19 protein-coding genes are annotated in these 21,264 nt (G+C 59.5%); all 19 read right to left on the bottom strand.

Annotated features, from left to right (window positions below; translation table 11 throughout):
- Positions 1 to 396: hypothetical protein (locus tag ACFSQT_RS08365; protein WP_379018020.1), on the bottom strand; the 396-nt coding region annotated here is incomplete at its 3' end.
- A 1,572-nt stretch (positions 397 to 1,968) separates the two neighbouring features.
- Complete coding sequence (locus tag ACFSQT_RS08370) at positions 1,969 to 2,925, bottom strand: alpha/beta fold hydrolase (RefSeq protein WP_095090200.1); 957 nt, start codon at positions 2,923 to 2,925, stop codon at positions 1,969 to 1,971.
- A 21-nt stretch (positions 2,926 to 2,946) separates the two neighbouring features.
- The gene (locus ACFSQT_RS08375) at positions 2,947 to 3,234 is read right to left on the bottom strand and encodes a hypothetical protein (protein ID WP_095090201.1); all 288 of its coding nucleotides are present in this window, start codon (positions 3,232 to 3,234) and stop codon (positions 2,947 to 2,949) included.
- 153 nt (positions 3,235 to 3,387) lie between these two features.
- Complete coding sequence (locus tag ACFSQT_RS08380) at positions 3,388 to 4,926, bottom strand: YbhB/YbcL family Raf kinase inhibitor-like protein (RefSeq protein ID WP_379018021.1); 1,539 nt, start codon at positions 4,924 to 4,926, stop codon at positions 3,388 to 3,390.
- Positions 4,823 to 5,563: an ATP-binding cassette domain-containing protein gene (locus ACFSQT_RS08385; protein WP_379018022.1), complete on the bottom strand. Its 741-nt coding sequence runs from the start codon at positions 5,561 to 5,563 to the stop codon at positions 4,823 to 4,825. Before ACFSQT_RS08385 ends, ACFSQT_RS08380 begins: the two co-directional genes overlap by 104 nt.
- 97 nt (positions 5,564 to 5,660) lie before the next feature.
- Complete coding sequence (locus tag ACFSQT_RS08390; RefSeq protein ID WP_095090203.1) at positions 5,661 to 6,821, bottom strand: ABC transporter substrate-binding protein; 1,161 nt, start codon at positions 6,819 to 6,821, stop codon at positions 5,661 to 5,663.
- A gap of 472 nt (positions 6,822 to 7,293) precedes the next feature.
- A complete protein-coding gene (locus ACFSQT_RS08395) occupies positions 7,294 to 8,277 on the bottom strand; it encodes a cyclase family protein (protein WP_095090205.1) in 984 nt (327 codons plus the stop codon).
- A 328-nt stretch (positions 8,278 to 8,605) separates the two neighbouring features.
- Positions 8,606 to 8,830 (bottom strand): hypothetical protein, encoded by a 225-nt coding sequence (locus ACFSQT_RS08400; RefSeq protein WP_095090206.1) that lies wholly within the window; start codon positions 8,828 to 8,830, stop codon positions 8,606 to 8,608.
- A 4-nt stretch (positions 8,831 to 8,834) separates the two neighbouring features.
- Positions 8,835 to 9,080 (bottom strand): hypothetical protein, encoded by a 246-nt coding sequence (locus ACFSQT_RS08405; protein ID WP_143748878.1) that lies wholly within the window; start codon positions 9,078 to 9,080, stop codon positions 8,835 to 8,837.
- 96 nt (positions 9,081 to 9,176) lie between these two features.
- Positions 9,177 to 10,601, bottom strand: coding sequence for an amidohydrolase family protein (locus ACFSQT_RS08410; RefSeq protein WP_167392288.1), 1,425 nt, complete (start codon positions 10,599 to 10,601; stop codon positions 9,177 to 9,179).
- 199 nt (positions 10,602 to 10,800) lie between these two features.
- Complete coding sequence (locus ACFSQT_RS08415) at positions 10,801 to 12,720, bottom strand: TRAP transporter large permease (protein ID WP_095090513.1); 1,920 nt, start codon at positions 12,718 to 12,720, stop codon at positions 10,801 to 10,803.
- 7 nt (positions 12,721 to 12,727) lie between these two features.
- Positions 12,728 to 13,780: a TRAP transporter substrate-binding protein gene (locus ACFSQT_RS08420; RefSeq protein WP_095090209.1), complete on the bottom strand. Its 1,053-nt coding sequence runs from the start codon at positions 13,778 to 13,780 to the stop codon at positions 12,728 to 12,730.
- Positions 13,781 to 14,211: 431 nt separating this feature from the next.
- Positions 14,212 to 15,294, bottom strand: coding sequence for an SDR family oxidoreductase (locus ACFSQT_RS08425; protein WP_095090210.1), 1,083 nt, complete (start codon positions 15,292 to 15,294; stop codon positions 14,212 to 14,214).
- A 23-nt stretch (positions 15,295 to 15,317) separates the two neighbouring features.
- Positions 15,318 to 16,205, bottom strand: a complete 888-nt coding sequence (locus tag ACFSQT_RS08430; RefSeq protein WP_378976998.1) for a carboxymuconolactone decarboxylase family protein — start codon at positions 16,203 to 16,205, stop codon at positions 15,318 to 15,320.
- Between the two features lie 63 nt (positions 16,206 to 16,268).
- On the bottom strand, positions 16,269 to 17,108 hold the full coding sequence (locus ACFSQT_RS08435) for a fumarylacetoacetate hydrolase family protein (RefSeq protein ID WP_095090212.1): 840 nt from the start codon (positions 17,106 to 17,108) through the stop codon (positions 16,269 to 16,271).
- A 53-nt stretch (positions 17,109 to 17,161) separates the two neighbouring features.
- Positions 17,162 to 18,571, bottom strand: coding sequence for an FAD-binding oxidoreductase (locus tag ACFSQT_RS08440; RefSeq protein ID WP_095090213.1), 1,410 nt, complete (start codon positions 18,569 to 18,571; stop codon positions 17,162 to 17,164).
- A gap of 99 nt (positions 18,572 to 18,670) precedes the next feature.
- Positions 18,671 to 19,468: an IclR family transcriptional regulator gene (locus ACFSQT_RS08445; protein ID WP_095090214.1), complete on the bottom strand. Its 798-nt coding sequence runs from the start codon at positions 19,466 to 19,468 to the stop codon at positions 18,671 to 18,673.
- A 26-nt stretch (positions 19,469 to 19,494) separates the two neighbouring features.
- Complete coding sequence (locus ACFSQT_RS08450) at positions 19,495 to 20,379, bottom strand: beta-keto acid cleavage family enzyme (protein ID WP_167392289.1); 885 nt, start codon at positions 20,377 to 20,379, stop codon at positions 19,495 to 19,497.
- A gap of 500 nt (positions 20,380 to 20,879) precedes the next feature.
- Positions 20,880 to 21,245, bottom strand: a complete 366-nt coding sequence (locus ACFSQT_RS08455) for a hypothetical protein (RefSeq protein WP_143748879.1) — start codon at positions 21,243 to 21,245, stop codon at positions 20,880 to 20,882.
- Positions 21,246 to 21,264 lie beyond the last annotated feature (19 nt).

Raw genomic sequence — 21,264 nt, forward strand, 5'->3', positions numbered from 1 at the left:
CCGGTTCACGGCGACGCGGACCCCCTGAGCGAAGACAGACGTCTTGCCCTGGCCGACGTCGACTGCCCATTTTGGTGCCTCGCGCGCGCTGGATCGCCCTGCGGGGGTGACAACCGCGAAGCACCCCGGACCGACCGCTGGAGCAATCGAGCGCAGCGCCTTGCGCCGCAGCCTGACCGCATCGACGTGCCCGTTTCGCTCGGCGGTCCACCGCGTAAACGAGCGCCACCTTCCACAATGAGGGTAAGTCCTTCCCGACATCTCACAATCTGTCGGGCGTACCGGCCACGGCTCGAACGCCACTCCTGCTCCCCTTCGCCAGGCGGCATCCACAGAAAACACCGGTAAAACAGGACCAGCCAACAGGGTTAAGGAAAAATCGACCTTTTCGCTCATGACTTCTCCTTGCTCTTGCTGAAAATCCCGGCAAGAAATTTATCTTCCGCGCCGCTTGGCTGGCGCGTTACGAACCGGCATTGCGCCGCGTTGCGCTGAGGTGATGCGACCGGCGGATCGCTTAGCACGACACATGCTCCGACACAATCAAGGCCCCGGCAGGCGATGCGAGTGTCGATCAGGGCGGCGACGTTTGCCCGCCGATGACGCGAGGCGAGTGGGCCTCTGGAGGGCCGGCGAATGACGGTGTAGCGCCTCAGCGTAGCACCCGGCCATGGCGGGACCTCGCGCGCTATGCCGACGACCCTTGCCGAAGGTGCATGCGCCGCGGCATCCCGGCACATCGGCGACGAGGTGTCTGGGTGATCTCATCGACTTCAGGCTGGGCCGCGCGGCATGGGCGCGCCTTTTTTGGTAGAAGGGCGAATTGCGAGGTTCTTTTCGTGGAATTCAGCAAGATATCACGCGCTTTCAGCGGTTGTACTGGCCGGACAGAGTGTCCACGGGCATCGAGCACTGCAGCAGGCCGCGGCCAAGATCGACAGGGAGGGCGCGCTGGTTTTGGACTGTCGGTCCGTCACCAGCCGGCACTCCGCGCAATGCCCGCAGGATGGCAAATATGCTTTCAGACTATCGGCCCGTGGCGCTACTTTTCGATGCATAATCGAGCTAGTAGGTGGAGACATAGCGCCGGTGCAGTTTCTCCGCTAAGGTGTCATAGTTCAAACTATGCGATTGGATCTTGCTGCGCGTCATTGTGCGCGCAGCGCATTCTGCCATTCCCAGAACGGATTCGAACTCTTTGCCATACATCAAAGACACTACGCATCCAGCGCGCATAGTATACGCCGTTAGGCGCCTCCATCTTTCGTCCGACAAACTCGGCTGGGCCCCACCAAGTCGTCAATGTCCATCGGATCAATGCTGTGGGGCTCAGATTGCGGACATGTTGGGCATCCGTGCTCAAGCCGCGAGCGTGGCCGTACTCCTAGTCCGAGCGCAACAAAGCCCAATCCAAGAAAGGCTTTTCTCGATTTTGGCGTCAGTGCCCATGCTAGAGCCTGCGCCTAAAATTACTGCCAGTCGCCCGGCAGATGCCGATTGCGATTTCTTCTTACGCTCACTGAGAACTCCCCGCCGCGCATCCTAGATGCGACCCAAACAGCATCTTTATTGCTATTAGCCTCAATTATTCGGTACATACTCTAAGTGCTTGTTATATTCGACAAAGCGCCCAATAGACGTGGCGATATTTCATTTTTAAAGGCTTCCACAATTATCTCTGTCAGCCCCCTTTGGATCTTCGCGGCTGATGAAGGCGAGCAGGGTCCGACCGCAGGTCGACTGTCCCACGTCCCGCCACAGCCAGGGCCATGAGTGAGAATGTCGCCAGGATCAGGGGCGCCGACACGATGATCGCGCTACCGAACCCCGACAAGGACACAAGGTTCGGCCCCCTGATGACCGCGGTACTCAAGAGCAGCGCGATCAGCAGGATCGGGACCAACAGGTAGGTGTTCTGGGAACCCCTGGACTGGGACATCAACATTTGTCTTTCGTTGCTAGCGCAACCTAGAACTCGATGACCTTCCGGCCTTCACTGGTCCGCTCACTGCGAGCGGTCGACCGAGTTTCGGAAATGCTCCGTCCGGAAAGGGCGTTGCTGCCCTGGCCGCGCCGTTCGGGATCCGCACCAAGGATCTTCTTCAGCACCGGCGTGATCACTTCCTTGAATTTTGCCGGGTCTTCCGAGGTCGGGAAGTGGCCGCCGCCAAAGATGATGCATTCCGAATTCTTGACTTTTTCGGCCGTGCGCTGGGTCATTTCCGGCGTGCAGGCGAAGTCATACTCACCGGTAAGGAAATAGATCGGCACCTTCCCAGAAATCTTCTGGCATTGATCCCGGAAGTCAGAATCGACGCTGTAAAAGTACAGATCGCCCTTGAAGATGCCGGGACCGCCCTGCGCGTAGTACCACCAGGTTTCCCACCGATAGTCGTCCGGCGAGAGCGGTGCCATGAGGCCGAACACCGAAGTCGCAACCACCTCGCCGCCATGGATATGGGGGTGATGCAGCGCGTCGATCCACCATCCCGGCGAGTAGTCGCATGCCTCTAGCGCGATAAAGGCCGAAAACTCGCTCTCATAGCGCAATGCCAGCGCCAGGCAGATGTTGCCGCCCATCGACTGGCCCATGAGGACCGGCTTGCGCAGTTCGAGGGCCCGACAGAACGCCACGATGAACTCGCAGTAAAATTTGGTTGTGAGTTTGTACTCGTCTTCCATCAGGTGAAAGTCTGCAGGCGGGATCGACTTGCCGTGCCAGGGCATGTCGAAAGCGATAACGCGGAAATTCAGGCTGATGTCCGGGTCGCACAACTGGTGCCGATACTGGCGCCCGTCCGTGCCGGCCGTGTGCAGGCAGACCATCGGAATGCCCTCGCCGTGTTCCTCGTAATAGGTGCGGTACGTCTTGCCTTCGCACTGGACGTAGACGTAGCGCCCAACGATTGGATCGTGTGTATTCATGACAACTCTCCTGCGCTGCCGTTAAACTTGTCGCATCAGCGAGAGCATGCGCGTCAGCGCCCGCAGATTTTGCCAGAAGGGGAGCGAATTGCCCTCGATAATCAGCTGCTTGTGCAGCGGATGCGCCATCGCCCATATGTCGTTGAACATCGGCGGTGGGATTTCCTGGGCAAATTTCGACCAGGCGCTGCTCGGCGCCTTGAGCCAAAATTCGACTCCCATGTCATTCGGAGTGAGGCCTTGCGCAATCTTCTGGATCTTGCCGCCCCGGACGTCGACGAGATACTCCGTGTCGTCGAAGCCGAGCACGAACTTACTCGTGAAAAACCGCCCTACTACCGGCAAAATGCGGTCGTCATTGACCTTCCTTGCCCATCGCTCGATCCACTCCAGATCAAAGCTGCTCCTGCTTCCATATCTACTCATGCGATCCTCCTGATTGGGGAATTACTTGCCCGGTTTTTACGCGGGCAGAGACTTCTTTGCTGGCCCGTAGACTGCCACGAACGACGCTGCATCGATGGCCACCGGCATGACCGCAGCCGCAAATGCGCCAAGATCGGCGTCGGCCGGCAACTCGACCTTGTCCGCCTTGAGCGCATAGAGCGTGAAAAAGTACCGGTGAGCCCTGTCCGGTGGCCAAGGGCCGCCATATCCCTTGCCGAACCCTGGGATCTTGAATGTCACGAAGTCGCTGTTGAACTCAGCGGCGCCGTGCGTCAGCCGCAAGCTGCCGCTGGCGCCTTCTGGGAGCTCACGAACCTCGACCGGAATGTTCGCCACCAGCCAGTGCGCAAACGAGCGGGGGAAATTAAATGCTTCCGGCAGATCAGGATCGGTGACGGCCAAGGCAAAGCTGCGCGTGCCTTCCGGCGGCCCAGACCAAACAAGTCTCGGCGAAAGCCGGTTGTCCTCGGTGAACCGGTCCGGGATGACGCTACCAGGCGCGATATCAGGACAACTCAGCATGAAAGATGGGGTTGCCGCCATATGGTTTACCTCCTTGTTCAGCAGCGTCACAGGCCTCGGCACCGGCCTGCCCTGCTCAAGTCTGGGATTGTGACTCTCGGCGACAGTCGCCGGCTTGCCTGGGCCATTCTCGTTGGCGGCCTCGCCGGGCAAGCGCGCCGTCGCGCGGCGGCCGAACATGGCGTTGAGGATGGCATGGCCATCGAAAGGCGGTTCGAAATCCGCCGATATGGCGCCATTGCGAAACACGTGAACCCGCGTGCACAGGTTCAGAAATTCCTCCAGTTCACTGGACAGGAAAACCACGGCGTTGCCGCGCGCAGCGAATTCCTTCAGGTTGCGGTAGAGATCGAGCTTGGCCCCGACGTCGATGCCGCGGGCAGGATCGTTGAGCACCAGAACCACCGGTTTTTCCGCGAAGGCCCTGGCAATCAGTACCTTCTGCTGGTTACCGCCGGACAGCGACGTGATGAGGTTCTCCGGGCTCCCCATCTTAACGGCCAGTTTGCTGGATTCCCACTCAAACACCGGCGTCAGCTTGGTGCGGTTAATGAAGTTGAGCACCCCGCCCGAGCGGAATTCGCGATACACCGGAAGCAGCAGGTTCTCGTAAATGCTCAGATTGGGAAAGGTGCCCTCTTTCTTGCGATCGCCGCTGACATAGCTGATGTTATTGCGTCGCGCCGATGCGAGATCCGTGACCTCACTGGCCTTGCCGTCGTTGACCACCACCAACCGGCCGGCGATCGGAGACTGGATGCCAGCGATGCATCTTACGAAATCCGCCTGCCCCTGCCCATCCAGCCCGGTAATCCCGACGACCTCGCCAGGATACACGGTGAATCTCACGGGGGCAGCGTCTGACCAGACCCGAAAATCGGTTGCGCGGAGGACCGGCCGATCGCCGCGCCGCGTCGGCAACGGCTGATCACGATTTGTGCCGCTGCGCTCGGCACCGGCAATCAGTTCGAGAATCCTGGCCTCGGTAATCTCTTCCTTCGCCAGCCTGCCGACATCCACGCCGTCGCGCAAAAACCGTCGCACGGTCGGCGATACGCACCAGCTCGGCGATCCGGTGGGTGACGATCAGGATGCTTGCCCCCCGTTGCTTGAGCTGCCGCATCTTGCGGAACAGCCTTTCCGTGGAATCGAAGTCGAGCGCGGCCGAGGACTCGTCGAGAATCAGGACTTTGGGATCAGTCAGGAGAGCCCTGGCTATCGTCACCCATTGTCTGACGCTCAGGGGTAGTTCGCCCACCAACCCGGAGAGATTGATGTCAAAGCCGAGGAGTTCGCGCATCAATGCGGATGCCTTGGCTTCTTTTTCTTCCCGGTTCATGGACGAACCCAAAAGGCCATCCGCGCCCAGATAGAGGTTATCCAGCACCGAGCACTCGTCCGCGACGAGCACCTCCTGAAAGACATTTGAGATGCCCAGCTGGCGCGCCTCGTGCGGAGACGTTGCCGACTTTCCGAGTATCGACACCTGGCCACTGTCCGGTATCAGTACGCCGGAGATGACCTTCGCCAGCGTGCTCTTGCCCGAGCCGTTGCCGCCAATGATCGCATGAACCTCCCCAGCGTAGGCCGTCAGGTTGCAACCGCCGAGCGCTACAGTCGGCCCGAAGGTCTTCCTGACCGATGAGAGTTCAACCGTGGGGTACGACATCATAGGTCCAGTTGGCCGACGTTGGTCGGCTAGACTTGCACGGAATGAAGGAAATGCCACCCCGTCACCGCTGACGGGGTGGCCAGACCTCTTTCGGTCAGTTCGCCTTGAAGGCTTCGGGATCGGCCGGACGCAGGAAAAACTGGTCCAGGTAATCCTTGCTTGCCCAGTTTTGGGCACCAACGTTGTACCAGCCATCGGAATCTTCGCTGCAATCAGCCGGGACGGCCTTTTCAAGCTGGTCGTAGGTCATGGTCTGCGGCTTGGTCAGGATCGACTGGATCTTCGGGCCTTGGCCCTCGAGCGTGCGCATCATGACATTCCAGCCGAACTCGAAGTCGTCCCCCGGAGGCCAGGCATGGATCGCCTGCGAGATGAAATCCTTGTTGTTGCGCCAGTAGCAAAGCGCGCCGATCTCACCGCCGATCGAGAACGGGACCATATCGCGGCCGCTTTGCTGCAGTGCGCGCAAGGCGCCCAGTTCAGATGCCGACTGTATGATGATGCCGTTCAGATCGCCTGGATTGGTGGCCAGCCACTTCTGGATTTCCGACTGGGCAACCTGATCGGTCCACATGCCGGCAACCTGGCCCACGACCTTGATGTCCGGGTACTTCGCCAGGGCCTTCAGAACGCCGACGTTCTGTGAGTCGGAAGCAGACGCGCCCGGAATGCCTTCGACCACCAGGACATTGCCCTTGCCGTTGATCTGCTTGGCCATCCATTCGCCGAGCATGCTGCCACCCACGACGAAGTTCGCCGAAGTGTTCACCGCATAAGGCGAGGTGAGATAGCCAACGGCAGAGAAAACCGGGACGTCACGCTGGTGGGCATATTCGACGGTCTGGTTCAGTGACGTCGGGTTCGAGCAGCAGACGATGATCGCGTCGACGCCCTGGTCAACCAACTGCCGCATCTGCTGAATCTGCGTGGAGTCGTTCAGATTGGACTGGGTGATGATCACGTCCTTGATCAGGCCGAGCTTCTTCCATTTCGGAATAATCTCTTCCTGGAGCCGCTTCATGACGTCGGCGCGCCAGGTGTTACCAGCATAGGAGCTGGCGTAGCCGATCGTCCAAGGCGGACCCTTCTTGGGCTTCCAGTCGCGGTAGGCGCTTTCCGCGAGCGGCTGCATCGGATCCATCATGTCTTTGCTATAGAGCTCATCCTGGATGCTCTTGGGCAGCTCATCCACGCCACCGGCAAATGCAGGGGTGACGCTAGCGATCGTTGCGACAACGGCAAGCGATCGCAACATGGTTGCGAATGTCGTCAATTTATCCTCCCTTAGTGCCGGGCGTTGAGCCGTGGGCACGCTGAGTTCAGTGGAACCCGTGGGGGACTATCGGGCAATCAGGACTTTGGAGGTAATACATTTTTCAAATGCGCTCTATACGCTTTCGCTATGGACCTGCCCCCGCGTCGCGGCTCTCGTTTCAGGGAGAGGCCGGGCACTTACACCACCCGCATGGAGGCCTGCTCACCTGTCGCGGAGGTCGACGAGATGGTACGTGAACTCGATGCAGAAACCGACTGCCGCTGGTATCGATTTGCTTCGTCATTCGTGACCTTTGAGATGGGGCAAGGGTAGCTTGGGTGAGGTCGGAGCGTCGCACCTGTCGCTTGCTGACCCAAGATACAAGGGCGTGCGAAGCTGGTTTCAGGCCGGCAGCGATCCGATTTGAGCGGTTGGATGAATGCTGCTTGCGGGGCCTCAACACCTCCCGGAGTTACTTGATCGCCAGCGCGTTCGGCGGCGAACCAACGCCTCCGACAAGGTTCAACGGCTTGGCTGTCAGCAGGAACTCATACACGCCATCCCGCGCGCAATCCGCGGCCAGCTCGTCAAGTTTCCACATCTCGCCGAGACAGACGCCGAGAAGCGCAATGAGATCGGGATGCATCAGGCGCCCGACATTTGTTTCGAATGGCGACGTCGGGATGCTCGGCATCACCTCGACCACGACGGTATCGCTTGCGAGGACTGAGAAGTGGTTGTCCCAAATCCAAGCCAGCATCTCGCGCGACTGTTCGACACCGCAGAATGTGCGCTCCTTGATGATCCAAGCCCTATCCTCCGTCGTCAGATCGTTCAGGAAATGTCTGGCCCAGCCGGTATGCAGCAGAAGGATATCGCCTCGTTCGAACGAGATGCCCTGGGCCTCGGCCGCTCCCTCCAGATCACTGAGCGCAATCACGGAGTTGGTGGCGAGATCCAGAGGTCGCCCTTGCTCCTCAAGATATCGCTGGACATCGAGAAGCACGCCCCGGCCCGCAATTCCTTTCTGGGCAATGTGCTGAACCCCGAGCGCCGGCGAGCCCGCCTCCACTGCTGACGCTGGCACGTTTCCATAGAATCCGTGGATCTTGTGGCGATGGTGCCGCAGACCGTCGATCTGCGAGCTGCCTTGCAAAAAGAAGTCGCTGACGAAATCGTCATAGACTTGACCGTCATGGCGCGACACGACGGTGTGCTGAATTCCTCGACGGTAGGGGGAAACCGGCGGCGCGAACGCGTTCAACTCGTAGTCCAGATTGAAGGTTGCGCCACGCTTCACCAATGAGGCGGCGCTGACGACGGCCTCCGGAGACAGAAGATTGATCGTCCCGATATGATCATCGTCACCGAAGACGCCCCAGCCCGAACCAGCCGGGCCATCCGTGCGAGCCATGATCTCTGAGTAACTGGGCAAATTCGGATAGGGTGCTCTCATCGGTCTTTCCTCCTCACGGGTGGCTGATGCATTTTTATCTTGGCTGTCGAGCGCGTACGCGATCCCGCGGATGCGCTCTGAGCATTCGGCACAATCAAGCGCCTTTGCCGACAGTCCCACGACCAGCGCTTCGAGCGATCCCGCACCTTGATCAAGTTTTGACTAAACTGTCCCTTTAGTCAAGACAGTGTCCCACTTAATGCCGTCGAAAAGACTGAGGTGGCGGCGCCGCGGCCGCTTCCCAGTGGTGGCTCCAGCAGCCCCATGACTCGAAGCCAGCCGCTTCGCCCCCTGCCCATGCCGGGCCAACAATTCTGGGCGACATGCGTTAGAGCGACAGGAGCTCACCCAGGGTCACATTGACCCGGATGATTGCGTATCCTTCGCTGTCAACCTGATCTCGACCGTCGACCGAAAGCTGTGATGCCGATCTGTTTCTGATCAGTTGCCAGTCGTCCGCGGTGGTGGCGGGCGGCATGGGGCCGTCCTTTGGAATCACAAGTCTGAATGCCGGCAGATGTTTGTAGAGATAGTCGCAATAATGTTCGGCCATTCGCCTATCTCCTTGACGACGCAGCGATACGCGCACCAGGAATGTCTTCTGACCGTATATCCTGTTGATAGGCGCCAAAGCCCTGACGCTCGATGTCCTTCATCACCTCGGCATGGACTTTGTCATAAGGCCGCTCCTCCTTGAACTTCCAGTCAATGGGATCCAAACCCGAGGGAAAGGAGCTGCCGCTCTTCAAGACCAGGCGGAAGCTCGGCCGCCTGAGGTGAAGGAAATAGCTGTAGGTGGACATGTCTTCCTCCATAGTTGTTCGTTTTCATCTCTACGCTGCCCAGGCGGGCCGACGGGTCGCGTGCTCCCTGTACGCAGGTACTCAGTCAGTCGGTGATCACAGGTGGTCGAATCCACTGTCTGCCAGCCGTCTCTTCACCGCAGGACCAAGCTGAGAGCCCCCTTTTGCGACGAGCCAGTCTCGGCTTTTTGTGACACCATCGATGACTGCGTTCAGATCGAAATTCGTGAGGACACCATTCTTCTTCACGATCTTGCCGGCGATCAGGACAGTCTCGACATCGGCGGGGGTGGCTAAAAGGACGATCGTCGACAGGGGATTGTTGAGGGGCGAAAGGCGGACCGATCGGGTATTCAAAAGCACGATATCGGCTGATTTGCCGACTTCGAGCGTACCTGTCCTGTCCGACAGGCCGAGGGCGGCAGCTCCCCGCGCTGTCGCCATCTCCAATATGTCGGCCGTTGTGATGTCCCAAGGCTCGACACCCTTGTCTGCAAGGGTTGCCTCATATCCCAACATCCCCCGCAGTGAGCTTAACGTCGACCGCATCGTGCCGAACATGTCACCTGCTACGAAAATCACGGAGTCCGTTGATAACGCCGGCCTTGTCCCGTGGCTCAAGGCGTTTTGAGTCGCGGGCATTCCAAATCCGACAAACATTTCAGCGCAGGGAGAAATCGAAATATGGCCACCTGTACCAGCGATAAGATCGTACTCGTCGGGGGCTAGATTGTTGCAATGAATATAAACCGTGCCCGGCCACAGAAGATCGTCCTGCTGTAGCAATCTGATCGGGTAGGTGCGTCCTCCCCAAAGCCCTCCTCCGATCCCGCCATCCGTGGCGATCCGCAGGCCGAGTTCACGTGCCAGGTGCCAGTCATGAACTCGCACCACGCGCTGGACGAGCTGTGGCGCCCGAGCAGCGAAGGCCATGGTCACGAGCGCCTCGTCATCCGAAAGCTTCTTGCGCAGACGTCGCACGTCGGAAGGATGCTTACGATCGCTGTTCGACCACCAAAGCGGCGCATCGGTGTCATTTGGTGCGCTGTGCGCGAAAACGGCTCGCATGCCCGACGCCTGCAAGGCCGCGACCGAGGCGTCGGCATGTTCGGGGCTGTTCAGAATATGAACCCAGTCCAACACAGTTGTGATGCCGCAGTCGATCAGTTCCAGGGCGCCGGCCAGGGTCGCGGCGTAGACATCTTGCGGACGGAAAAAAGGAACCAGCGCTTCGCGGAGCTGATGTCTGTACTCCGGCGCGATCATGTCGGAACACATTCCCCGCAAAGTCGTCTGCCACAGATGCCGGTGTGAATCGATCAGCCCTGGCATGACGATTGCGTGGCGCGCATCGACAACATCGCACTCTGCCGGCACGCTTCGTTCGCCGGAGGGCGCAATGGCCACGATCTTTTCACCGCTCAGCCAGACATCGTGACTTGGCAAGGGAGCTTGTGCCGAGCGGCCAGTCACAACCGTTCCGCCAAGAATAACCCTGGTCATTTTGTCTTGCACAAGCATCTCATTCTGCTCCATTGCCGCCGGCGAACCATTGTGTGTGCGAGCGCCGAGCCGGGCCGCTGTTGTGGAGGACGATGTGCCTCGCGCCAACGAATGCGTCGCAGCAATGCAGTCTCGCGGCGGGCCAAGCCAAAATCCCCAACCCACCTCCTGAAATCATTGCGACACCTGGGGAACCGGCAAATCTTTAGAATTTCGGCTACCAGATCACGCCAATTTCTTCGACGACAATTGGACCAACCGCGACCAGGACAATCCCCACAAAGATGACACCGAGATAGGGCCATATCGCTTTCATGACCACGGCCGGTTCGACGCGGCAAATGGCGCAGGCCGTGTAGAAGCCGACGCCAAAAGGCGGGGCGAAAAGCCCAAGGCCCATGGCCATCACCGTAACCAGCGCAAAGTGCACCTCGGATACACCCAGGGACTTGGCAACCGGGAAAAGCAGAGGTCCAAGGAGGACAATGGCCGGAATGCCCTCCAGGATGCTCCCCAGAATGATGAACACGATGATGGATATCACCAGGAACCCGTAAGTTCCGCAAGGGAGTGTACCCGCCACGCCGGCAAGGATCGATGAGAAGCCGGACTGGACGAAGCCCCAAGCCATGGCGTTCGCGGAGGCCAAGATTATGAAAATGACCCCCGTCAACGCCGATGCGTCCTTTAGCGACGCATAGAGGCGGCGCCAGTCGAAGCGGCGTTCGATCAGCAGAGTCAGGATCAGGACATAGGCAATGCCGACCGTCGCCACCTCGGTCGCGGTGGCGATGCCCTCGACCACCGCGCCTCGGATCAGGAATGGCAGAACCAGCACGGGCACTGCGACGATCGCCAGTTTGCCGATCTTGCCCCAGCTTGCCTTCTCGGACTGGTCCTCGCCCGATCTTGCGGCCCGGAACCGGGCCAGCACACAAAGAAGGGCCGCGAGGGCAAGCGCCGGATACCAGCCGGCCGCAAACAAGGCGCCGATCGAAACGCCGGTTACGGCCCCGGTCATGATGAGGATCAGGCTTGGCGGAATTGTCTCCGACATGGCGCAGGATGCGGCGAGCAGACCGACGATTTCGCCGTCATTGGCGCCGCGGCGGCGCATTTCCGGCACGAGGACCGGGGCGATCGCCGCCATGTCGGCAGCCTTCGACCCGGAAATGCCTGACAGAAGAGCCATGCCGCCGATAAGCACATAGGATAAGCCGCCCCTCACATGGCCGACCAACGCCACGAGAAGCTTGACCATGTTGTTGGCCATGCCGGAAATGACCAGCAGCGCACCAAGCGCGATGAACAGCGGAGCCGAAAGAAGCAGGATGTGAGCCATCCCCGTTTCCATCCGGGCCGGCACGATGTCGAGTGGGGCGTGTGTGGCAAACAAGACATAGGCCATTGCCGCAATCGCGAAGCAGAAAGCGATTGGCAGGCCAATCGCTATGCAGGCCCCGACGAGCCCGATGAAGAAGACGACCAGGTTCAGATTGCCCAAGCCAGAAAATTCGTCTTGGAGCATCCAGGCTGCCGCCATGACGGCTGCGACCGTTCCAAATGCCGCAAGCGTCGTCGACCGATTGTCAGCCGTGATTTTCTGGATCAGGGTACCAAGAGCCAAGATCGCGATCAACCCGAGCCCGACAATCAACGCACCCGTTTGCCAGGCGGGTGAGATCTCAAGCACGGGCGTCATCAAGCCAAGGTCCGCTCTTGCATCCTTGAGCGCATAGAACGCCAAAGGCCCCGCCACGAGCGCCGTGAGGATGAGACATACCATTTCGAGGAACGCCCTCGCCCTGATCGGCAGCGCGTCCGACAGAACGCTTAGCCTCAGATGCTGACCGGCATGAAAGGCAACTACCGCACCCAGCATGGCTTGCCAGATGAGAATGAGCTCGGCCAGTTCGTCCGACCAGATCAGCGGCGAGCGAAGGACGTATCGGAAGAAGACCGCGGCCGACAATAGGACGATCTCGCCAATCAGGAGGATGGCGCCTGCATGGGCAGCCAACGCCACCACCAGATCCAAAATCCTGGACAGCGAGTCTCTCTTGGGCATGCCGACGGTTTTTGCCTCATGGCATTGAACGATTGCGTCGAGTGTCTTTCCGTCGTCGGCCGCGGTCATGGTCATCTCATCCCAGCTTTCCGACTGCGCCTTCGAGGACACCCCATGCCTCCGCGCCGATTTGTTTTTTCCAGTCTGAATAGAACTGGGTTCCTTGCAGTGTCTTGCGATACACGCCCGGGCCAGGGCTGCCGAACTGCAGCCCTTTCTGATCGAGATCCGTCCGCACCGCGGCGACCTGCGTTGCTATGTCCTTGCGCTGTTGCAGAGCGGCCTTCTGGAAATTGCGAGCCACCACCTGACGAATATCCTCCGGCAGTCTCTCCCAAGCGGCGCGGTTTGCCACAGGCACCCAGCCGTCCCAGGTGTGGGAGGTAAGCGTGCAGAACTTCTGTACCTCATAGAACTTGTAGCTGGCGACCACCGTCAGCGGATTCTCTTGCGCATCCACCGTCCCGGTCTGCAGCGCTGAATAGAGATCACCGAAAGCGATCGGAGTGGGCGAGGCGCCGAGCGCACTGAACAGCGACGTCAGGAATGGAGTTGGGGGCGTCCTGATCCGGACCCCTTTCAGGTCTGCGGGCTGCGCAAACAATCCGTTGTTCGACGTTACATGGCGAAAACCGATGTCATGGATGCCATCCACGACGGCCAGTTCGCCGTGCTCGGCGATCACTTTGGCCACATATTTGCCCAGATCACCGTCGATGGCCTTCCAGACTTGGTCGTAGTTCTCGAAAATGAATCCCAACGTCGGCAAACCGGCTCGCCGATCGAGCGTGGAAAGTATCCCGAAGGACGAGGTCAGGAATTCAAGGGCGCCGGACCTGACCTGATTGAGCGTCTCGACTGGGTTACCCAAGGCGCCATTGGGAAAGCCCTGGATCTGCAACCGGCCATTCGTCTCCTCGGCAATCGTCGCGGCGGCTTCCAACATCCGCTTCGGCAGCGGCTGATCGTCGCGAAGCTCGAGGCCAAGCTTGTAGTTGAACTCGGCCGCACGTGCGTTGCGGATAATGAACGGACTGGCAATGGCTATGCCACCCAGCTTCAGAACGTTCCTTCGAGACATTGTTTGCATTGACAGTCCTCCCTTGATCGCGAGCGACATGCCCGCCATTTCTGTTTCTAGATGGCGCGGCGCGGTCTACGGCGCCCTACCCGCATCCAGCTCCTCCGTGCAGGCCATGAAGTCACCCCTGCGGGTCCAAGCGGCTCTGCGGCTCACTGCCAATTCGATTTTCCGTGCCAATCCCGAAGTCGGGCACCAGGTCTCGGCCTCATGCCAGGCGGCAAGGTCCTTCGATGAAACCAAAGGCAGTTAGCCCGGCGTCAGCCGACAAGCCGGCAGCGTTGACCTTCGGTTTGACCAAGCGGGATACAAATCACCGCGCTCCTCCCTACTTGTCCCACATACCGGGACGATGACCCAATTTAGCAGATAGGCACGAAAACGTCAACGTTCTTGGATTGAAAGAACCACCGGAGTAACTGAAAAGTGCAGAGCATTCGCGGGCGCAGGCACGAGCCAAAAAGCTGCCCTCGGGTGCGTCAGGGGGGTAGAATACGTGCCGTTTGCATTCGCTTCAGCCAGTGCAAAATGGCGTCTTCCGTGTCCGTACAGTCACTAAAACCGGCCTTGCGCAGCTTGATTGGGCTCATCAGCCTGTCGAAGGGGCGCTCGCGCCCATAGCCCAGAGTCAGATCCGCAGTCTGCCAGGAAGCACCGACGATTTCGTTCATGGACAGGATTTTGAGGCTGTGAGCTGCCACAATGCGATCCCACCAGTCCGAAAAGAGCGGCATCTGCTCGCTTAGCTTCATAGGCTCGTCATCGCCGACCGGCATGTTGAAGTGGGCGGCGATCGAGGGCCAGAGGTCACGCCAGACGACGGCGTCTCCATTGACGACATTGAATGTCTCGCCCGCCGCCTCAGGCCGTGTGGCGCAGAACTCCGCAGCGCCCGCAATGAGCCGGCTGTCGGCACAGGCGGTCACATAGGCGCCGCCGCCTGGGAACGTCAATGGCCGTCCCATCTCGCGCATGACGCTGGCATAGACACCCAGCGCCGCGACAATGTTCATTGGACTGCGCAAGGCATCGCCGAGAATAAGCTGCGGCCGCAGGACCGAGAAGGCCCAACCCGCCTCGGCGGAGCGAGCCCGCAAATAGTCCTCCTGCTGCCAGTAGAAGATATGATGCGACATCCGCGGCCAGCGTTCCTTGGCCGGAACCGGCACCCGCCCGAGGTGCGAACCATAGGCCTTGCCGCCCTGCAGGATCGTGACGTGGCTCAGTTCGGATGTCGCCTCGACGCTTTCCACGACGTTCTGCAGCATCTGCAGGTTGATGCCCGCCTGCGACGTGCTGCGCCAGCCCGTCTCCAGATCCTCCTCTTCGTAGAGAGCGGCATAGAGGATATGGGTGATCCTTGGTGCCCCCTTGAATGCGTTGAGGCAGGCGTCGCGGTCGGTCAGGTCGACCGCAATGTGATAACTCGCCTGCGCCAACGGAGGGCGGCGGGACAAAGCCACAACGTCCCATCCGGGCAAGAACGAGAAATGTTCGGTGGCGGCCGCCCCCACAAGGCCCGTTGCCCCAACGATCAGTATCCTGCGCTCGCCCACTGTCATTTCTCCCGTTGGTGCTCCGACGCCTAGAACGAGGCGCCGGATTCCTCTTCGACGATCTTCGCGAGATCGCGGAACCGCTCCGGCACGATGTTCGGATGGCCGACCGTCACAACGGACTGGAACAGCACCTCAAGAACCTCGCGTGCCGAAGCGCCTTGCTTGATGGCCGTGCGCATGTGGTGGCGGGTCTGGACGATTTCTCCAATGGCGAGAGTGTTGCCAACCATGCACAGGAGCCGGGTCCGGTGATCGAGAACCTGTCGACCGTACATGTCGCTGTAGCCGAAATCGTAGAAGGCGTGCGTGAAGTTTTCGTCGAGAGATTCGAGGAAGGTCGCGTTGTTCAGCGTGTGTAGCGGCCGAAGCACCAGCGCGATGCTGATCCCGTGCCAGCCATACTTCTTCAACAGGGAATCTGCCCGTGGATCCTTTGAATCGACCGGATGCCAGGTTTGGCGCTCGGCCTCCAGGCTTCGTTCCGCATTGCGTTGGCCCGGTTGCAGGGCCTTCGCGCTGACGCCGTCGAGCAGACCGCGTGCGCCGGCCTCCTCGGCGAATATCTCCAGCGGCTCGTCCACGATCGACTCGCCGCCGTAGATCGAGCACTGGAGTATGACCTCGAGAACTTCGTTGAGATTTAGTCCGTGGTTGCAGGCGGCAATCACGGTTTCGCGCAGTCGGGCGTGCCGGCGGGACATGGTGAACTGGCCGACCATGACGAGCAGCCGGGTGCGGACGTCCAGCACCGGGCGGCCAAACAGTCGGGCGGCATAGGTCAATACAGCCTCTGCGAAGGCAGGGTCGATGCGACGGCGCAGTTCAAAGCGCTCGCGCACGCCCGGCTGGAATTGTTCGACCACAGCAAGCAGGGCCTCGATCTTGGAATCGCCCTTATTGTGTCCTTGCGCCATCACATCGTCCTCCATCTGGCTTTAGGCAGCAGGTTCGACCGCCCGAAATATGTTGACCTGGATTCACGCTGCGTCCTCGACTGGGTTGCGCAGCAGGCCAACGCGGTCGATCTCGACTTCGACCACGTCACCCGCCTTCATCCACAGGGGAGGTTCCCGCTTCATGCCCACCCCGCCGGGTGTGCCTGTTACGATGACGTCGCCGACCTCGAGCCGGGTGAAGGTGGAGCAGTAGGCGATGATCGTAGGGATGTCGAAAATCATATGGCCGAGGGTCGACTTCTGCACCGTTTCGCCGTTCAGGCGCGTTTCGATCTGCAGGTTGTCGAGCGGGCCGACCTCGTCCGGTGTCACAAGCCAGGGTCCGAAAGCGCCTGTGCCGATGAAGTTCTTTCCGGGCACGAATTGCGAGGTGTGGCGCTGCCAATCCCGGATCGATCCGTCATTGTAGCAGGCATAGCCAGCAATATGACTGAAGGCATCCTCCTCACGAATGGATCGGCCGCCCTTTCCGATCACCAGGGCCAGTTCGCCCTCATAGTCGAATTCGATCGACTCTTTCGGGCGAAGCAGTGGCCTGCCATGCCCGACTTGGACATTGGCAAAACGGGTGAATAGCGTCGGATGTCCCACGACGGCCCGCCCCGCTTCTTTCCTGTGCTCCTCGTAATTCAGCCCGACGCAGATGATCTTGTCGGGGTCGGGGATAACAGGAAGGTACTCGATATCTGCTAGGGGCAGACGGCGCGCAAGGGCGCCGAGAGATGCCAGATCGCTCTTGTCCGACATGGCCTGTCGAAGTGTCGAGGGAGCACCATCGACCAAGCCAATTGCCAATGCATAATCGCCAGAAACGACGCCCCAGGTCGGCAATCCGGAAGCAAAAAAACTGAGATACTTCATGTAGGCTCCATTCAGGTATTCGCGACTTCGCCAAGACCCGCCAGACTGTTTGGTCAGATAACTTTTCCAGGATTTAAGATGTTCATGGGGTCGAATGCCGCCTTGATGGAGCGCATCATTGCCAATTCGTGAGCCGTCTTGTAGCGCTTCAACTCACCCCGTTTCAGCTGGCCGATGCCGTGTTCGGCACTTATCGACCCACCGAGCGCATGGACGGCGTCGTGCACCATCACATAAATCCGATCATGGCTGCGCTGTAGGGCATCCTCTGCGAACCTCGGAGAGGGGCCGACGTTGTAGTGAAGGTTACCGTCGCCAAGATGCCCAAACGGCATTACCGACAGGCCAGGGAATGTCGTCGAAAGGTTCCGGTCCATTTCCTCGACGAATTCGGGGATTTTCGAGATCGGAAGCGCGATGTCGTGCTTGATGCCTTTGCCGCCCTTGGCCTGCGCTAGCGTGATGCTTTCGCGAAGATGCCAAAAGGCCCGCTCCTGTTCCACGCTCGTCGCAATGGTCGCGTCGCAAATCTCACCCGCCTCCAAAGCGTCGCCCAGCATGGTTTCTAGGCACTCGCCCAGCCCTTCCCGGTCCTGGCTGCCGGACAGTTCCAGCAAGGCGAACCAGGGCGCATCGACTGAGGAGCCGTCGAAAGGCAGATGTTGCTGCGGAAATTGTGATGTGACCAGTTTCAGGCACTCATTCGCCATGACCTCGAATGCCGTCAAACTCGACCCAATTTGCGTCTGAAGTCGGATGAGCAGCTGGACACAGCTCGCCATCCCGTTTGTCGCCACAAGCGCCGTCTGGGTCATTCGGGGCAGCGGGAAAAGCTTCAGCGTAGCGGTCGTGATAATGCCTAGCGTCCCTTCGCTGCCCACGAACAATGACTTCAGGTCGTACCCCGTGTTGTCCTTTCGCAGGCCGCCAAGCCCGTTCCATATCTCCCCGTCAGCGGTGACGACTTCGAGACCCAGCGTCAGTTCGCGTATTGTGCCGTACCGCAACACCTGCGATCCGCCGGCATTGCTGGCAAGATTGCCACCAATTGTGCAGCTGCCTTCCGCCGCAAGCGATAGCGGGAACAATCGATCCCGGTCGCGGCAATATTCCTGAAGGGTCTGCAGCACGCAGCCAGCTTGGACGGTGACCGTGTTGTTTTCAGGATCGAAGCCGCAGACACGGCTCAACCGCGACATTGACACGACCACGGCCTTGCCACTCGCGTCAGGCGTGGCGCCACCTACCAGCCCGGTGTTGCCGCCCTGGGGAACGATCGGGATTTCCGAGCTGGCGCAAAGTGCCACGATCCCGGCCACTTGCTCGGTGGTCGCAGGCCGCACCACGCACTGCGCGGCGCCTTGATATACTCCTCGCCAATCGGTCAGGTAAGGTGCCGCGTCGTTGCCTGTTAGAACATTTGCGGCGCCGAGCATCGACCGGAAATTAGACAGTAAGTCCATGGTGCCTCGCCAAACTGTAGGCAAGCGTCGTCGTGCGACGCATTCTGAGGCGCATCGCATTGACACCCGCCGATCATCCTTCGCTGGGACTGACCCTTGCTAAATGCGCTCCACGCCGATGGCAGTCAGCATGGATGAAAGCGCCTCGGCGTGCTTGCTCACGCAAAGGCCAATTTTGTCGAGCCCTTCTGGAGGTATCCGGTTCTTGGGAACCGAGACCGTCAGTGCTCCGATCACTCGATCGCCCGAACGAACGGCCGCAGCCGCTCCGCCGACGCCGACCACACGCTCTTCGATACTCGTCGCATAACCATTCTTCCTCGCCAGGGCGACACTGGCCTTCAATTCTGTCAGAGAGCTCTGAGTGTTCGGGGTGTAGACCTTCATATCGAGCTTACCCAAATCGAAGTCTGGCAAGGCCGCGAGAATAGCCTTGCCGACGGCACCCGCATGAAGCGGTATCGTCGAGCCAAGCGCCTGGATGTATCGCACCGGATGATCGCTCTCGATCCGGTGGACATAAGTGGCATGGCCGTCCGCCTCGGAAAACGTGGCGAGATAGCAGGTCTCACCCAGCTCCTGAACCAGGTCCTTCATGATCACATGTGCAATCTGAAGGACAGGCACGACACCGAACACCCGCGCCGCCAGCATCAGCATTCGCGGGCCGACGACATAACTGCCGCTCTCGGATTGTTGAACGAAGTCGCTACGAGAGAGGGCCTGGAGAATCCGGTGCGTCGAACTGCGGCTGTTGTCGGTCGCTTGCGCTATGGCACGGATGCTCAAGCCCTCGGATTTCTCCGTGAGGGCAAAGAGAGTATCCGCAACGAGATTGATCAGCCCGCCAGACTGGGCAGTCTCGTCCTGCGCCGTGCTCGTCCCGTCTTCGTCCAAGGCACTCCCTTTCTATTCCTTTGACCTCAAGCCGCCTTCAGCCCTATGATCTCACGGGCCTCTTGCGGACTGGCGATTTCGCGCCCCAGCATATGTGCCAGGGCAACCACCTTGTCCACTAGTCGCGCGCAGCTGTCGGCTAGCTCGCCGGGATTCAGATATGGGTTGTCCTCGTAACCTACCCGTACATGTCCGCCCATCGAAATCGCCATTGCAAGAATGTTCCAGTGACGCAGGGGATCCATGCAACTGACGTTCCACACGACGCCTTCCGGCAGGCAATCAATCAAATAGAGCAGGCCGCGCTCTGTGCATGGGGTCCAGGAGCCGCCGGACCATCCAATGAACAGTGTCGTCCAGATTCGCTCATCGAGCAGACCCTCTTCCATCAGCTTGCGCATGTTCCAAAGAGCGCCGGTATGGAAGGTTTCAAGCTCCATTTTTACGCCATGCTGCCGCGTCGCCTGGGCGTAGTCGCGCAGTTCGTCCAGCGGATGAAGAGCGTAAATCGCGTTCGGCGGATAATTCTTGTCAGGCTGAAAATATTCGTCGTGAGCATTGAACGCGACAGCCATCATGTCAGGCCCAAGCTTCATCAACGGAACCCGGTCGTCGAGCCTCGCGCCAGCAATGCCGTACTGGATGATGCAATCCGCCTTTTCTTTGATGCCTTCCGTCATCTCCCGCCAACCATCGACGTCAAGGCGGCTCAGCTTCTTGCCGTCTTCCTGGATCTTGTCTTCAAGCCGTCGCACTCCGTGAAGGTGGGCAATGGCTGCTCCGGCGTTCAGGCAGCGCACATACTCGTCGGCAATCAGCGGCACATTCTCGCGCGTCGACGGCATACAGAAATGATTTGCCGGATAAGAGACCCGCGAGTCATAGGCCGCCGTAATAATCAGTTTTTCCAAGTCGATCTCCTCCCTAGCTGCCGGGCTCTTCAGCAATTCAAGCTATGCGTCCGCACTATCAGATGGGACACTGTCTTGTCAACCGGGACATATGAAAAGTGACATAATCGATTGAGTGTAGGCGGAGAAGCCTCCGTCTCCTTAGCGCGGTTTCGCATTCTGCCTATCTTTGCCAGTGGTGTCCCAAAGGGTGACGAACAGTTTCAGAGCGCGTGAGACATCCTGCACCGTGAAAACGAGGCTTGGGACCCAGCACTCTGCCATTCGCCAACGGGAACCCGGATCGACCCAGCATGCTAGCTCAAGCACCGGTGCTTCAATTTTTGCTCAGGTTGCGGCTCCTGGGCGGATCAAAGGGGACTGAAAAGCTTGGTGGTTCGCCAGCGTTTCCCAGCAGGCGCGGTAGACTGTCTCTGCTTCACCTGCACATTTCTGGGTGAAAATCGCACCACAGGTTTGACACGATCTGATCGAGCTCACCGGCTACACAGCGGTCGGTCTCATCCGTTCCACATCGTCGAGCAGAGCAGAGCCTGCATGTGCTCTGCTAAGTCCATCTCGCCGCGCGCCGTGGTCTCCAAAAGATATCGGGCCTTAGCCAATGGATCGCCTTCTCCGACTGCAGGATAAACGAGTTCAAACAAGCCGAGCGAGCCGAGCAGTGCATTGGCGATCATGTCGACAGTGCCCTTCGTCTCCCTCAACCCGCGTCCGAAGTCGGTCAAATACCGTGGGGGATCAGGTTTCGAATAGAGGCCGGCGACGCCGGCCCAATTTGGATGAGCGATTTCGCTCAGGCTGTCGTACCCGGCACGCACCCCCGGCACCGCCTTGTCCATCCTGTTGATGCAGCTCAGGATTTGCATGGCCTGTGGTCCGTCCGCC

Source organism: Mesorhizobium calcicola (genome assembly GCF_042682105.1).
In the GTDB taxonomy this organism is placed as follows: Bacteria; Pseudomonadota; Alphaproteobacteria; order Rhizobiales; family Rhizobiaceae; genus Mesorhizobium; species Mesorhizobium calcicola.

What these genes read in the sequence shown, in the direction of transcription:
- ACFSQT_RS08370 (WP_095090200.1), bottom strand. Translation starts at nt 2,925, where the DNA reads ATGAATACACACGATCCAATCGTTGGGCGCTACGTCTACGTCCAGTGC.
- ACFSQT_RS08385 (WP_379018022.1), bottom strand. Translation starts at nt 5,563, where the DNA reads ATGTCGTACCCCACGGTTGAACTCTCATCGGTCAGGAAGACCTTCGGG.
- ACFSQT_RS08390 (WP_095090203.1), bottom strand. Translation starts at nt 6,821, where the DNA reads ATGTTGCGATCGCTTGCCGTTGTCGCAACGATCGCTAGCGTCACCCCT.
- ACFSQT_RS08395 (WP_095090205.1), bottom strand. Translation starts at nt 8,277, where the DNA reads ATGAGAGCACCCTATCCGAATTTGCCCAGTTACTCAGAGATCATGGCT.
- ACFSQT_RS08400 (WP_095090206.1), bottom strand. Translation starts at nt 8,830, where the DNA reads ATGGCCGAACATTATTGCGACTATCTCTACAAACATCTGCCGGCATTC.
- ACFSQT_RS08405 (WP_143748878.1), bottom strand. Translation starts at nt 9,080, where the DNA reads ATGTCCACCTACAGCTATTTCCTTCACCTCAGGCGGCCGAGCTTCCGC.
- ACFSQT_RS08410 (WP_167392288.1), bottom strand. Translation starts at nt 10,601, where the DNA reads ATGCTTGTGCAAGACAAAATGACCAGGGTTATTCTTGGCGGAACGGTT.
- ACFSQT_RS08415 (WP_095090513.1), bottom strand. Translation starts at nt 12,720, where the DNA reads ATGACCGCGGCCGACGACGGAAAGACACTCGACGCAATCGTTCAATGC.
- ACFSQT_RS08420 (WP_095090209.1), bottom strand. Translation starts at nt 13,780, where the DNA reads ATGGCGGGCATGTCGCTCGCGATCAAGGGAGGACTGTCAATGCAAACA.
- ACFSQT_RS08425 (WP_095090210.1), bottom strand. Translation starts at nt 15,294, where the DNA reads ATGACAGTGGGCGAGCGCAGGATACTGATCGTTGGGGCAACGGGCCTT.
- ACFSQT_RS08430 (WP_378976998.1), bottom strand. Translation starts at nt 16,205, where the DNA reads ATGGCGCAAGGACACAATAAGGGCGATTCCAAGATCGAGGCCCTGCTT.
- ACFSQT_RS08435 (WP_095090212.1), bottom strand. Translation starts at nt 17,108, where the DNA reads ATGAAGTATCTCAGTTTTTTTGCTTCCGGATTGCCGACCTGGGGCGTC.
- ACFSQT_RS08440 (WP_095090213.1), bottom strand. Translation starts at nt 18,571, where the DNA reads ATGGACTTACTGTCTAATTTCCGGTCGATGCTCGGCGCCGCAAATGTT.
- ACFSQT_RS08455 (WP_143748879.1), bottom strand. Translation starts at nt 21,245, where the DNA reads ATGCAAATCCTGAGCTGCATCAACAGGATGGACAAGGCGGTGCCGGGG.